Here is a 13,488-nt window from a genome sequence, read left to right on the forward strand (position 1 = left end):
GGGAGCGTTCGATCTCGACACCTTGCGTTGACGCCATCCGGCGTCGGGGTGACGGGGTGCGTCTCCCGAACGCCGATGGTTGCGGCGACGATTGGGTGAGGCTCAGCGCGCCACCGGACGCCGGAAAGGCGTGGCCGACTCCTTCTCGCCGTCGTCGAGAACCTCTTCCAGCCAGTGGCCGGCGCGCTTGGCCTTGGCGTCCAGGTAGCGTCGGTTCTGCTTGGTCAGCTTGCCGTAGACGCCGCGCCGGTTGACCACCTCGACGCCGCCCTGGTCCATGGCGGCGATCTTCTCGGGGTTGTTGGTCAACAGTTCGATCCGCGCGATCTCCAACTGCTCGAGCATCTCCAGCGCGACTTCGTAGGTTCGCTCGTCCTCCCCGAACCCGAGTACCTGGTCGGCGTCGACCGTGTCCAGGCCGCCATCCTGCAGGGTATAGGCACGCAGCTTGTTGGCCAGCCCGATACCCCGGCCTTCCTGGGCGAGATAGAGCAGCACGCCGCCGCCGCGTTCGTCGATGGTGCGCACGCTCTCGCGCAGCTGCTCGCCGCAGTCGCAGCGCAAGCTGCCGAACAGATCGCCGGTGAGGCAGGCCGAATGGAGACGCACCGGCACCGCATCGCTCCATTCGCGGCGATCGCCGATCACGATCGCGATGTGCTCGCGCATGCCGTCGGCCTCCCGGAACATGACGAATTTCGCGCGTTCGGCGTGAGACAGCGGGATCTCCGCGTCACTGGTGCGCTTGAGGAAGCGTGACCGGCTTTCGGAGTAGGCATCGATCTGCTCGGCGGCGACCGCCAGAACGGTGCCCTCCGCGACCAGCGCCTCGACCTGGGCGCGCTGGGCGTGGCTGACCTCGGCGACCACGGCCGCGGGGATCAGCAGGCCGATTCGCATCAGATCCAGCGCCGCCTCGCTTGCCGGATCGGCGGCGACGGGCTGGCGATCCACGGGCAACCGCTGCGTTTCGTCTCTGGCCCAGGCGACGATGGCGTGGGCGCCGTCGGCGGGGGCGACCGGCACCAGCCCCACGCGCGGGCCGAAGTCGATGCCCAGCCGCGCCAGGCGGTGGCGGGTCAGCGCCAGTGCGGCCGGGCCGCCGGCCAGCGCCGGCAGTGCCGCCAGCGCGTCGTCGTCGCAGCCCTCGAGCGGGTGGACCACCACGTCGCCGCTGGGGGCACGCACGAGAACCGGGAGGCCGCGTCGCAGATCGAATATCGCGCGTTCTACCTGTCGCATGATCGTCTCCTTATCCTGTCGTCCATGATCAGTCTCATCTGTGATCGCTATCCGTGATTGGCACCCATGACCGGCGTGAAAGAGCGGCAAGGTGAAACGGAATGACGGCGCTCACCGCCGAACGCTCTCCGCCAAGGGCGATCTTTGTTACGCTGTGATGCCGTCTGGCCAAGGAATGACCGTGACTGCCTCGTCCGATAATCCCGCCCATGCCGTTACACCCACCGTGTCCGCGCCCCAGGCCTGGCGCTGGCTTCGCCAGGTGGCGGCCCTGACCCGTGACGACACCTTCGACGGTACCGTCGTCGATGGGCATCATCGCCTGGAAGTCGACGACGCCGGCGACTGGCGCTGCAGCCATCCGGTCGACGAGGAGGCCGCGCAGCTGCTGTCGATCTGGTTGCCGTGGTGCACCGCGTCGTTGCTCCGGGGGCCACGTGTCATCGCCCAGTTCGGCCAGAGCCTGGACGGTCGCATCGCCACGGTCACCGGTGCTTCCCACTACGTGACCGGACAGCAGAGCCTGGTCCACCTGCATCGGATGCGGGCGCTGGTCGACGCGGTCGTGGTTGGTGCCGGTACGGCCGATGCCGACGATCCGAAGCTGACGGTGCGCCATGTCGAGGGCGACAACCCGCTGCGGGTGGTGCTCGACCCGCGGGGCCGGGTGCCGGCCGACCGCAATGTCTTCCGCCAGCCGGCGGCGCCGACCTGGCACCTCGTCAACCAAGGCGTCGAAGGCCATGGGCTTGCGGCGCATGTCAGCGTCAAATCGCTGCCGCCGGGGGCGGTCGGCGTCGATCCCGCAAGCGTTCTCGCTGTGCTGGCCGAGCAAGGCCATCGTCGGATCCTGATCGAGGGTGGCGGGCTGACGATCTCCCGCTTTCTCAAGGCGGACTGTCTCGACCGATTGCACAGCGTGGTCGCACCCATGCTGATCGGGTCCGGCCGTCCGGCGCTGACGCTGCCGGAGATCGAGACGCTGGAGGTGGCGCTGCGACCGGCCTGTCGCCATTTCCGCCTCGGCCAGGACATGCTGTTCGATCTCGATCTGCGCGATAGAACTCCATCGGCCTCCTGATCTCATCCGGGATGTCCCTCCGCTGCCATCTTGCGGCGAACCGAGGCTGCCCGGCTCGCACGCCGGTCCCACAACAGCACTCCCAATCCCGGCAGGCTGGCGGCGAGCACGAGCAGGCCGTAGGCCACTGAGAGCGCGACTCCCTCCTGGGCCGGCAGGCCGGCCAGGGGCCAGATCACTGCGGCGGCCCCTTCCCTTAGCCCCCAACCGGCGACGGTCAGGGGGATCGCCATGGCCATCAGCAGGGGCGGGATCAGCGGCAGCAACTGCGGGATCGGCCGCTGGAGGCCGAGGGCCTGGGCGGCGCAGAGAAAGACGGCGACGTAGGTGGCGGTCACCAGCAGCGAGCTGAGCAGTTGGGCGGGCCACACGGATGCCGTCAGCAACGCCCGCCTGATGTCCTGGCCGAAGGTCGCCAGGGCCGTCCAGCGCCACCGCCTCGATACGCCGATGACGATGCCGACCAGCAGCAGTGCCGCCAGCAGAAGCCACGTCAGGGTCGTCGCCTGGGCTTGCCACGCCCGGGCGATGCCGTGGCGTAGGTCCGGCGAGAGACAGACGGCGACGACCGCCACGAGCAGCAGCGCCACCTGTCCGGAGGCGCGCTCGATGATCACGGCGCGAACCGCCGGCCCCGATGCCGGGGGGTGGCCGCCACCGGAGTGTGTCCGGGTATTGCCGTGGCGCCAGGCCCGGGCGGCGTCCCCCAGGCCGCCGCCCGGCAGCACCTGGTTGAGGAAGGTGGCCAGATAGTATTCGCGGATGGCCACTGGCCACCGTAGCGCGATGCCGATCCGGTGCGCCGTCATCCGCCAGCGCCAGGCCGAGATCGCGACCTGGGGAATGCCGAGCAGGACCGCGGCCGCGACCCAGGCCGGCGACAGCGCCATGAGCCGTTCCAGCAGCTGGCCGGTATCCAGTTTCCACGCCAGTACGCCCAGCAGCGCCAGCGTCACGGCCAGCCGCAGCCAGGGCGACAGCCACCGGTTCACGCTCGCGCTCCCGAGGGCGTTCCGCCGGTCGGGGTCGCCAGCAGATCGCGGTGACCCACGGTCAACGTCGCCCGCTCACGCTGCAGATCGTCGAGACGGCGGGCATGCCACTGGTCGACACGGTCCCGCTGCTGCGGCAGTTGCTCGTGAAGCGCCTTGCGCCAGCCGGCCATCAGCGCCTCGGCGAGAGGCAGCGATTCCGGCCCGAGCCGCCAGGGGGCCGCGGCTTCCCGGATAAGGTAGCCGCGGCGGTGGAAGCTCTCGCGAAGCCGTCGGGGAGCCTCGCTGCCCACCACCGGGCCGCCCCCCTTGTCGCGATGCTGGTGGGCCTGGAGCGCGGCGAGCATGAAGCGGTCGTCGTCGCCGTAAAGCGCGCTGCCGCCGGCATCGTGGAAACGGATCAGGCCATCGATACTGAGGGCGAACAGCACCGCACAGCCGCTACGCTGGCAGGCATCGGCCAATGCCTCGATATCGGCGGCCGTCAGCAGGTCGAACAGCGCCGAGGCGGTGACCAGGTCGGCGCCCTCCAGGCCGTGCTCCCAGGCCGCCGTCAGGCTCAGTTGGTCGGTCTCCAGGTGGATCGGCTGGCCGTCGGCACTCGACAGCGACTCGCAGCGAAGTCGGGCCTGGGCCAGCAGCCCGGAGTCGTGGTCGATGAGTCGCCAGGACTGGGCGCCCTGCAGCCGCGGTGCCAGATAGCGCAGATTGGAGCCGCTGCCGCAGCCCAGATCGATCACGCTGCGTGGTGTCTCGAGCGACCGGGCCTCGCGCGGCGGGTGCGCCGCGGCGCGGCGCGTCAGCCACTGATCCACGGCGTGGGTGAGCTGGGCGTCGCGCGCCCTGTGATCGGCGGGCTCCCTCAGCGTCAGCCATTGATCGCTGAACAGCGCGTCGGTGGCGGGTAGCTGCGACATCGGCATCAGCGCGTTGCCTCTGTCATCTTCGAGCGTGTCAGGGCCTGGCCGAAGGCGGCGGCGGCGGTGTGCCAGTCCGTCAGGGTGTCGCGGCACGTTCTGGCCCCTGTCCGGTAGCGCTGATAGCGCTCCGAATCCTCCAGCATGCGTTCGAGTGCATGGCGTAGCGCCGCGACATCGCCCGGCGGCACCTTGATGCCGGCGGTGTCTGGCAGCGTATGGGCCAGGGCGCCGCCCGTCGTGGTCACTACCGGCAGGCCATGGGCGAGCGCTTCGGTGACGACCATGCCGTAGCCCTCGTAGTGGGAAGGCAGCACGAAGAGATCGGCTTGACGATAATGCTCGGCCAGGCGCTCGGCGGGTTGGGAGCCCAGCAGTCGCACGCGCTCGCCCAGCTGGTGTTCGTCGATGGCCTCGCGCACCTTGGCGACGTAGGCGTCGGCCCGATCCAGCGCGCCGATCAGATCGCATCGCCACGGCAGCGCGGTCAGACCCGCCAGCGCCTCGACCAGCAGATCCTGGCCCTTGCGCGGTGTCACCGTCGCAATGCACAGCAGGCGAGGGGTGCCACTACCGTCGCCGCTCGCCAGTGGGCCGGTCTGGACGCCGGGCTCGATGACGGCGATCTTGTCGGCCGGCACATCGAAGTCGCGAAGCCGACGGGCGGTATAGACGCTGGTGACGATGACGCTCGCGGCTGCCGCCAGGGCGCGGGTTTCGCTGACGCGGAAGCGCTGCTGTTCCGGGGCGCCCAGGCCGGTCTCGTCGGCGAGTGGATGGTGCACCAGTGCGGTGATCGATAGCCGCGACGCGTGACGCTCGACGATGGCCGGCAGCCCGCCCATGGCGAGCCCGTCGATCACGGCCCGGCTGCCGTCCGCCAGGGCGGTCAAGGCGCAGTCCAGGGCGTGGGAGGCGACGGCATCCGGCTCGGGAAAGCGTCCCTCGAGCCCGATGACGTCGATGCTCCAGCCTGCCGCGCGCAACGCTTCGACGATTCGCGCATCGTAGACGTAGCCGCCGGTCAGTTGGTCGGGGTTTCCGGCGACGATGAGGGTGAAGTCGCTCATAGTCCCCCTTCGTAGCTTGCCCAGGCCACGTGGGACTCGTGCAGGGTCACGGTCAAGGCGGTGAGGTGGCGGCCGCCGTCACCCAGTTCACCCTCGCGAATGGCGTGGGAGAGCCGGTCGAAGACGACCTTGGCCATGAATTCGGTGGTGGTGTTGCGGCCCTTGAACTCGTCGACATCGTCAAGGTTGCCCAGGGTGAATTCACCGAGCACGCGTTTCAGTGTCTCGCTGGCCAGACCGATATCGACGACGAGATCGTCCTGGTCGAGCTCGGGGCGCTTGAAGGTGGCGTCGACCACGTAGGTCGCACCGTGCAGCTTCTGCGCCGGTCCGAAAGTCTCGCTGTTGAAGCTGTGGGCGATCATCATGTGATCGCGAACGGTCAAGCTGAACATGTCTCGCTCCTTGATGAGTCGGCCTGGTGGGCGGCCGGTGCCGAACTTGCGTCCTGCTGTCCCTGGCGAATCCCCCCGGTGGCGAGCGCGATACCGGGGCGGTGTAATGAGATTACGTGGCGTCAGCCGTAACGGATGCGCTGGCAGAGCGTGTCGTCGTCACGCTGGCTCAGTCGCTTGAGGGTCTCGGGCAGATCCCGGAAATGGCTCTCCCCGCTGATCAGCACGTCCAGGCAGTCGTGATCGAGCAGCGCCAGCGCCAGGGTGAGTCGCCGCTTGTGATTCCAGCGCGGACGATGCCCGGGCGACACGCTGCCGACCTGGCTCGATCGCAGCGTCAGGCGACGGGCGTGAAACGCCTCGCCGAGCGGCAGATTGACCTCGCGGCTGCCGTACCAGCTCATCTCGAGCACGGTGGCCTCGAACCCTGCCAGTGAAAGCGCGCTTTGCAAGCCGGCATCCGATGCGCTGGCATGCACCACCAGATCCTGTTCGGCCTCGGCGGTCTCGGGGGTGTGGAAATCCACCCCCAGCGCCTCGCCGAGAAAGCGCTTGCGCTCGTCGATATCGATCAGCTGGACGTGGGTCCCGGGCAGTCGGGCGCAGAGCCAGGCCACCAGGGCGCCGACCACGCCAGCGCCGACGACGCTGATCCGGTCGCCGATGCCTGGCGCCGCGTCCCACTAGGCGTTGAGCGCCGTTTCCATGTTGGCGCCGAGTATCGCGCGCTGCGGGGGCACGCCGGGCGGCAGCGGCACGACATCCCCGACGCCGACACGGTAGTGGGTCTGGTGAGGGTGCAAGCAGTAGACGTATCGCCCGTGCCAGTCGTGCGCTCCCTGTTCGACGACGCCGACATTGGAGTAGCCGTATTTGACCGGGCCGGGAAACTCGCCGCTTTGAAAGGGGGCCCGCATTCGCTGGTATTCGCTCGCCGGTACCTGGCCGTTGAAGACCAGGGTCTCGCTGCCCCGACTGATGGCGGAGTAACAGGTGCGGATCATCAAGTCGCCGCTGACACTCAGCTCGGCCTGGCGAATTTCGCCGTTACCGTTGCCGAGAGACCAGAAGGCATGAGCGTAAGGCGTCGTCATTGCGATATCCGTTCCTTGATGACAGATCGGGATGGCGGTTCGTCGTCCTGCTGAGAGTATGGCAGAGTGTGACGAATTAGCATTGTACAAATGGTGTACAAGAAGAGATCTAAAAACAAGATTGCTTCGAACCGATGGCGGTGCCGGCCATTCGCCGGCCCCTGACGAGCGATGGAGAGATCGGCCAATTACCGGCGTTGCTCGCCCCGCCGATCGCCGCGATGACCGGCAATTCTCGCAAATCGGTCAAACTGCATCCAAACTTGTACGGGCAGCGTATCGGTTGGAGGGCCTCGTTACGATCTGGCGTCACGGCTGGTCGAGGAGCGAGCCATCATTAGGGAGGAAGTCGCCGATGCGACACTCATCGACACGTATCTCGGCAGCGGCTCTCCGCCGGGTCGGATCCCTGCGCGGCTGGGTCGATATGGCGGCGGGCCTCGCGCTGGTCGCCCTGCTGACCGAGTGGGTGCACTGGGCATTCTCGGCGCCTTCGGGCCTGCGTTTCACGGCCGGCGGCATCTACGTGGCGATCGCCACGGCAGTGCTCTGGGCCTGGCCAGCCTCGCGGCAGGGCCTCGGCTGGGCCAACCGTGTCACGCTGCTGCGCGCAGCGCTGATCGCGATCGTTGCCGGCGTCGTGGTATATCCAGACTTCATCCAGCGCCATGCCGAGGGCATCGCGGCGCTGTCGCTACTGGCGCTGGCACTCGACGGCATCGATGGTTGGGTGGCGCGGCGAACCGGGTCGTCCAGCGCCTTCGGGGCGCGGTTCGACATGGAGCTGGATGCGTTCTTCATCGTCGTGCTGTGCATGGCGTTGATCGCCCTGGACAAGGTGGGTGCCTGGATCCTGCTCATCGGGCTGGCGCGGTATGCCTTCCTGGTAGCTGGCGTCTACTCGCCGTGGCTCAATCGCTCCCTGCCCGAGAGCTATTTTCGCAAGACGGTCTGCGTCTGGCAGGTGTCGACGCTGATGGTCTGCCTGCTTCCCTTCGTCGAACCCTCATGGGCTACCGCTTTCACGCTCGTGGCGGCGGCGCTGCTGGTCCTCTCCTTTGGCCGGGACATCGTCTGGCTCTGGCGCCATCGACCCGTTGGCGACATCGAGCTCTGAGCGGCGTCGCTGTCTCTCCCGACCCCTGTTGGGTCGATTTTCCCGCAAGGAGGCTGTCATGAGATCCGCCCGGTTGAACATCCTTCCCGCTCTGGTGCTGCTGGCGCTGGCATCGTCGCCGGCAAGTGCCGAGCCGCAGCGCTTCGAGATCGATCCCGAACACTTCTCCATCGCCTTCATGGTGGATCATCTGGGCTACGAAAACCTGCTCGGACAGTTCCTGGAGGGCGAGGGTACCTTCGTCTACGACCGTGAGACGCAAACGTTGGTCTCGGCGGAGGTCACGATCCGGTCCGACAGCGTCTTCACCAACCTCGACGCTCGCGATGAACACCTGCGGGGGCGCGACTTTCTGGACGCGGACGAGCATCCGCGGATACATTTCGTAGCCACGGATTTCGAGCCGTCGTCTCCGACGACCGGTACGCTGAATGGCGAGCTCACGCTGCTGGGCCGTACCGAGCCGGTCACGCTGGACGTCACGTTGAACCAGGATGCGGTCTATCCGTTCGGGCACGGGCAGCCCACGCTGGGACTGTCCATCCGGGGCGCTCTCGATCGCAGTGACTGGGGGATGGATTACGGCGTCGACAACGGGATGGTCGGCGACCATGTGACCCTGATCTTCGAATTGGAAGCGGTACAGCGGGATACCCTTTCCAGATGAGATGGCGGCTTCACGAGCACGAGCTCTTCATTACCGACCCAACCATTGTCAAGGATCGTCATGGCGCAGGAAGCCTTCACCCTCGTTGGCGAGCGAATCGAACCCGGCACCCGCCGGCAGGTCGACGTTCCGGTGGCCAAGCTCTATACCCATGCGCCGATGCACATTCCGGTGGAGGTGGTGCACGGTCGCCAGCCTGGTCCGGTGTTGCTGGTCTGCGGCGCGATTCACGGCGACGAGCTCAATGGCGTCGAGATCGTCCGCCGGCTGCTGAGGTTGCCGAACCTGTCGCGACTGCGCGGGACGCTGATTGCCGTGCCCGTCGTCAATGTCTTCGGCTTCGTCCAGCAGTCGCGCTACCTGCCGGACCGGCGCGATCTCAATCGCTGCTTTCCGGGGAGTGAAGGCGGGTCGCTGGGCTCTCGCATCGCCGCACTGATGCGGGAAGAGATGGTCGACCGGGCCACCCACATCATCGACTTGCACACCGGCGCCATTCACCGCACCAATCTGCCCCAGATTCGCTCCCAACTGCGCCAGAACCGCGAGACCCAGGCCATGGCCGAGGCGTTTGGCGTGCCGGTGATCCTCAACGCGGAGCTGCGCGAGGGGAGCCTGCGCGAGTACGCGCAGAATCGTGGCGTTCCCGTGCTCACCTACGAGGCCGGCGAAGCGCTGCGCTTCGACGAGTGGGCGATCGCGCCGGGCGTTAGGGGAATTCGGCGCGTGATGCGCCTGATCGGCATGCTGCCGGCCGACAACCGCCGGCGCACGCCGCCTCCCGCCGAAGTGGCCAACGGTTCGAGCTGGGCCAGGGCGCCGATCGATGGCATTCTGCGGCCGCGTGTCAGGCTGGGGGCGCGGGTCGCCAAGCATCAGTCGCTGGGGGTGGTGGCCGATCCCTTCGGCAACGACGAGGCGCCGGTGGTCGCCAGCGCCGATGGCATCGTCATCGGCATGAGCAACCTGCCGCTGGTCAACGAGGGCGAGGCGCTGTTCCACGTCGCCCGTTACCAGGAGATCGACGATGTCGAGAACGCGGTGGAGAGCTTCCAGTCGCGTTACGAGACGACCGGCTTCTAGACGCGCTCTCGGACCGGTTCGGCCAGCCGGCTCTCGTCGACCAGGCCGATGGCGTCATCGTAGACGCTGATACCGGCGCCCTCCTTGTGGGCGCTTTCCGAGAGGTAGCGTCGGAAACGCCTGCCCCCGGCGCAGCCCTGGAACAGTCCCAGCAGATGCCGGGTGATGTGGTTGAGCTTGGCGCCCTCGGCCAGCCGTTCGATCAAGTAGGGACGAAACGCACGCGCGACGTCGTGGCGGCTAGCGGCAGGCGAGGGCTCGCCGTAAAGTGCACGATCGACATCGGCCAGCAGCCACGGGTTCTGGTAGGCCTCGCGACCGATCATCACGCTATCCACGCCGGCATCGAGATGCGTCCTGCAGGCGTCCAGCGTGGTGATACCGCCGTTGATACCGATATGCAGCTCGGGATGCTGCGTCTTGAGCCGGTAGACGCGGGGATAGTTGAGCGGCGGGACGTCGCGATTCTCCTTGGGCGAGAGCCCCTGGAGCCAGGCCTTGCGGGCATGCACGATGAAGGTCTCGCAGCCGGCGCCGGCGACCCGATCGATGAAGCGTTCGAGATCGGCATCCTCGTCCTGGTCGTCGATACCGATGCGACATTTCACCGTGACGGGAATCGATACCGCGCGGCGCATGGCGGCGACGGCGTCGGCCACCTTGTCGGGGTGACCCATCAGGCAGGCGCCGATCAGGTTGTTCTGCACCCGATCGCTCGGGCAGCCCACGTTCAGGTTGACCTCATCGTAGCCCCACGCCTCGGCGATGGCCGCGCACTCCGCCAGTTCCCCGGGATCGCTGCCGCCCAATTGCAGTGCCAGCGGGTGTTCCATGGCGCCGTAGCCCAGAAAACGCTCCCGCGGCGAGCCATGCAGGATCGCGCCGGTGGTGACCATCTCGGTATACAGCAGTGCGCGGCGAGTCAGGCAGCGGGCGAAGGCCCGGTAGTCCCGGGTGGTCCAGTCCATCATCGGGGCCACCGAAAATCGGCGGGCTCGATCTGCTGGGCTTTGTGTCGGTATATCAGTTAGTTGCGTCATGGCCTGCGGTGTAAACATACACTGGTTGATACCATCGAGTCCTGCCGATGACCCGGCTCACTGCACCGTGGTGTACCAGTTGGCCGGTCGAGCCTATTTCTCCTGGAAGAGGTGGTACACCATGGCGACTTTTCGGCGGCGTGGCACGAGGTGGCGCGCCATTGTACGGAAGAAAGGGGATCCGTCACAGAGCCGTCCTCCTCGATGCGGTGCGGTCGACATAGGTGAATTGGGCTCAAGGCTGTAGTCAAGCGAGACGCGGTGTTCAGGGAGCGTGGGTATCGTCGTTCATCCCGGTGCCCGCCGGATCCTCCGCGTTCGAAGGATCCCTGAGCGGAAGTTCATCGGATCATCACGGGCTTGACCTCAAGTTAAGTCGAGGAATTACGCTGCGCTCGTCTTCCAGAGGAGCTCCATCATGTCAGCTATCGTTTCACTCTCTGACCGGCAGATGGCCTGCGTCGATCTAGCAGCCTATCTGAAGCGCATCGGGCTCTCGGGCGCCTTGCCCCCTACGCAGGAAACGCTGCGCTCCATCATTTCTCATCACATGGCCTCCATTCCATTCGAGGCCATCGATGTGCTGCTGGGGCGGGATATCTCGCTCGACCCGAGAGCCGTCGATGACAAGATGCTCCATCGCCAACGTGGAGGCTACTGTTTCGAACACACCAGCCTGCTGCAGCGTGTGTTGCAAGCCCTGGGGTTCTCGGTCGAAACCCACTTGGCCCGGGTGTGGGTCGGCCACATGCCGGAAGGTCCCGCCCCGGCCGCTACGCATGCGTCCTTGAAGGTGGTGGTGGGCGATGCCCTGTGGCTGGTGGACGGCGGCTTCGGCAGTTTCATGCCCAATGAGCCGCTCGCCTGGCAGCCGGATCTTCCTCAGCAACATGCCTACGGCGATTATCGGCTGCGTAAAACGATGAGCGGCTTCATGGTCGAGTCATACCATGATCACGCTTGGCAAGCCCTGTACGAAATTCTCGATTTCCCCTGGGAACCCATCGATTACCAGGTGGCCAACCACTACGTCTCCCGCTATCCGGACTCGCACTTTCGCAGTCGGTTGATGGTGGCCGTGACCACACCGGAGGCGCGTTACACGTTGGCGAGCAATCGTTTGAAGATCGCACGGGTAGAGGGCGGTATCGAAGAGCACCGCCTCACGGTCGAGGAGATGATCGATATCCTGGGCGGACGGTTCGGGTTGAACGTCGAGTCCTGCTGGATCCCCGTGCTGGAGCGCATCGTTGCTTCAGCGCAAGCCCAGGAAGAAGCCGCATCCTCGTGAGCGAGGGTGAGAGTGCCTGCGACAGGAGTCGCCTCTGAACAGGCCATGACGCCGACAGCACGAGAGGTCACCGCCGGCGTATCCAGCTTTCATGGCTTCGCCCATATCGATCCCGACGATAGTCGCTTTCGAGGTTTTCGATTCGCATGCTAACTGTCTCGTTCCCATAATGACATCAACGGTCAAGGCCAAGAGGCCAACCGAACAAACGAAAAATATGTCATTGGAGAACGAATCATGAAAACCCGTATCCTTGCCGCCATCGCACTCGCCATCGCTCTGCCCGCTGCTGCTCAGGCCAACAGCGCCCAGGCTGAAGAGGCTTTTGCCAGCCAGCGGCAGGCGCTGAACGTACAGCAGACTTCCGAATTTCAGGCGCTGCCAACCCAATACCGTATCGATCCGGTCAATGGTGGCCACAGCGATGCGGCCGATCAGGCTTTGACTTATGTCTCAGCCAGCACCATGCGCGCCACCAGCATCTCGGCTGGTGACAGCAGCCTGATTGGTGAAGGGCAGAGCATGGCAGCTGCCCAGGCGTTGCAGAACGCTGGCCAGCCGTCCGGTCATGGCAATGTCGAAATGACTTTCGCCAGCATTGACTGAGCTGGAAGCAAGATCGCAGTCACAGAATCTTCTGCCTCGCGCCTCGAGAGTCTGGGGCGCTTTTGAGAGACCTCCAGTCGTCTCCAACTTCCCCGGCCACTCCCCCTGGCCGGGGTTTTTTATGCGCCGCCGATCTATTGTCAATGAGCCATCGAGCTGTTTCGCGGCAGGTCCAATAGAGGGAACTGGGTTTCGATGGCCTGCGGGCGAAGGGCGAGCTACGGATCGGGACCTTGAGGCCGGTGCGACGCTTTCAGGCGTACACCCGGGGAGTTCGGGCATCGAGCTCAAGTCATTGGGGGCGGTTGCCGATAGAAGAGGCACCAGACGGTCTGGGGCGAGGGTTCAGCGCCGGTAGCCGGGCGGATTTCGACGTCGATCGGGATCCACTATCGCTTTGTGTCGCTTCCCTGCGACGACTTCGACCCGGTACATGTGGGGTTTCTCACCTTGTGCCACCGGGTCGCTTTTTCTCCGACACTCTATCCTGTCACGCCGACCAGAAAGCGTTCGGCGGGCTCGTTGTCGTGATAGTGGTTCCGGCAGCCGACTGTGTCGCCTGGAGTGGCGACCCGGGGCGTCGTTCTGCAAAGCCGCAGCATGGCGAGCGGAGAGGAACGGCTACCTGCCATTGATAGAGTCTCGGAGATGATGGTGCCCGGAGCCGGGCTCGAACCGGCACGGTGTCGCCACCGAGGGATTTTAAGTCCCTTGCGTCTACCAATTTCGCCATCCGGGCCGGACGCATTCGGTCAGTTTTCCGGGGGGCCTGTTCGCAGGACAGGGCGCCGGTGACCAGGAGGGCGACGAATCATGAAGACTCGACCCCGAGAAGAAGTGGAGGCTGGAGTCGGAATCGAACCGGCGTACACGGAGTTGCAGTCCGCTGCATA

14 protein-coding genes and 1 tRNA gene are annotated in these 13,488 nt (G+C 66.0%); 6 read left to right on the forward strand and 9 right to left on the reverse strand.

Going from position 1 to position 13,488, the window contains the following annotated elements; translation table 11 throughout:
• Positions 1-102: 102 nt before the first annotated feature.
• Complete coding sequence (ribA, locus tag AC3AYF_RS05405) at positions 103-1,242, reverse strand: GTP cyclohydrolase II RibA (RefSeq protein WP_295038869.1); 1,140 nt, start codon at positions 1,240-1,242, stop codon at positions 103-105.
• Between the two features lie 181 nt (positions 1,243-1,423).
• On the opposite strand from ribA, the gene AC3AYF_RS05410 reads away from it, so the two are divergent.
• Entirely contained in the window at positions 1,424-2,323 is a 900-nt protein-coding gene (locus AC3AYF_RS05410) for a RibD family protein (RefSeq protein ID WP_295038870.1), read from the forward strand.
• Positions 2,324-2,325: 2 nt separating this feature from the next.
• On the opposite strand, the gene AC3AYF_RS05415 is transcribed toward AC3AYF_RS05410, so the two are convergent.
• From AC3AYF_RS05415 to AC3AYF_RS05440, 6 genes are all read right to left on the reverse strand, one after another.
• A complete protein-coding gene (locus tag AC3AYF_RS05415) occupies positions 2,326-3,315 on the reverse strand; it encodes a lysylphosphatidylglycerol synthase transmembrane domain-containing protein (RefSeq protein WP_295038871.1) in 990 nt (329 codons plus the stop codon).
• On the reverse strand, positions 3,312-4,238 hold the full coding sequence (locus tag AC3AYF_RS05420; RefSeq protein ID WP_487779487.1) for a class I SAM-dependent methyltransferase: 927 nt from the start codon (positions 4,236-4,238) through the stop codon (positions 3,312-3,314). Before AC3AYF_RS05420 ends, AC3AYF_RS05415 begins: the two co-directional genes overlap by 4 nt.
• A complete protein-coding gene (locus AC3AYF_RS05425; RefSeq protein ID WP_295038875.1) occupies positions 4,238-5,302 on the reverse strand; it encodes a glycosyltransferase family 4 protein in 1,065 nt (354 codons plus the stop codon). The genes AC3AYF_RS05420 and AC3AYF_RS05425 overlap by 1 nt, the downstream gene beginning before the upstream one ends.
• Positions 5,299-5,697, reverse strand: coding sequence for a 6-pyruvoyl trahydropterin synthase family protein (locus tag AC3AYF_RS05430; protein WP_295038877.1), 399 nt, complete (start codon positions 5,695-5,697; stop codon positions 5,299-5,301). The genes AC3AYF_RS05425 and AC3AYF_RS05430 overlap by 4 nt, the downstream gene beginning before the upstream one ends.
• A gap of 122 nt (positions 5,698-5,819) precedes the next feature.
• A complete protein-coding gene (locus tag AC3AYF_RS05435; RefSeq protein WP_487779488.1) occupies positions 5,820-6,329 on the reverse strand; it encodes an MDR/zinc-dependent alcohol dehydrogenase-like family protein in 510 nt (169 codons plus the stop codon).
• Positions 6,330-6,380: 51 nt separating this feature from the next.
• Positions 6,381-6,791 (reverse strand): hypothetical protein, encoded by a 411-nt coding sequence (locus tag AC3AYF_RS05440; protein ID WP_487779489.1) that lies wholly within the window; start codon positions 6,789-6,791, stop codon positions 6,381-6,383.
• A gap of 355 nt (positions 6,792-7,146) precedes the next feature.
• Between AC3AYF_RS05440 and AC3AYF_RS05445 the strand changes: the two genes are divergently transcribed.
• Genes AC3AYF_RS05445 through AC3AYF_RS05455 form a run of 3 tightly spaced genes read left to right on the forward strand, consistent with a single transcriptional unit; the run spans position 7,147 to position 9,658 of the window.
• The gene (locus AC3AYF_RS05445) at positions 7,147-7,908 is read left to right on the forward strand and encodes a CDP-alcohol phosphatidyltransferase family protein (protein ID WP_295034875.1); all 762 of its coding nucleotides are present in this window, start codon (positions 7,147-7,149) and stop codon (positions 7,906-7,908) included.
• A 58-nt stretch (positions 7,909-7,966) separates the two neighbouring features.
• Positions 7,967-8,575 carry a YceI family protein gene (locus tag AC3AYF_RS05450; protein WP_295034873.1) on the forward strand — a complete coding sequence of 203 codons (609 nt, stop codon included), beginning with the start codon at positions 7,967-7,969 and terminating at the stop codon, positions 8,573-8,575.
• 60 nt (positions 8,576-8,635) lie between these two features.
• Positions 8,636-9,658, forward strand: coding sequence for a succinylglutamate desuccinylase/aspartoacylase family protein (locus AC3AYF_RS05455; RefSeq protein ID WP_295034871.1), 1,023 nt, complete (start codon positions 8,636-8,638; stop codon positions 9,656-9,658).
• Here AC3AYF_RS05455 and dusA read toward each other — a convergent pair.
• Positions 9,655-10,698, reverse strand: coding sequence for a tRNA dihydrouridine(20/20a) synthase DusA (dusA, locus tag AC3AYF_RS05460; RefSeq protein ID WP_295034869.1), 1,044 nt, complete (start codon positions 10,696-10,698; stop codon positions 9,655-9,657). The two genes, AC3AYF_RS05455 and dusA, sit on opposite strands and share 4 nt — an antisense overlap.
• 418 nt (positions 10,699-11,116) lie before the next feature.
• On the opposite strand from dusA, the gene AC3AYF_RS05465 reads away from it, so the two are divergent.
• Both AC3AYF_RS05465 and AC3AYF_RS05470 read left to right on the forward strand, forming a co-directional pair.
• The gene (locus AC3AYF_RS05465; protein WP_487779490.1) at positions 11,117-11,989 is read left to right on the forward strand and encodes an arylamine N-acetyltransferase family protein; all 873 of its coding nucleotides are present in this window, start codon (positions 11,117-11,119) and stop codon (positions 11,987-11,989) included.
• 237 nt (positions 11,990-12,226) lie between these two features.
• Complete coding sequence (locus tag AC3AYF_RS05470; RefSeq protein ID WP_295034865.1) at positions 12,227-12,595, forward strand: hypothetical protein; 369 nt, start codon at positions 12,227-12,229, stop codon at positions 12,593-12,595.
• A 652-nt stretch (positions 12,596-13,247) separates the two neighbouring features.
• Here AC3AYF_RS05470 and AC3AYF_RS05475 read toward each other — a convergent pair.
• Positions 13,248-13,334: transfer RNA gene (locus AC3AYF_RS05475), tRNA-Leu, on the reverse strand.
• Positions 13,335-13,488 lie beyond the last annotated feature (154 nt).

This window comes from Salinicola sp., from assembly GCF_982684285.1.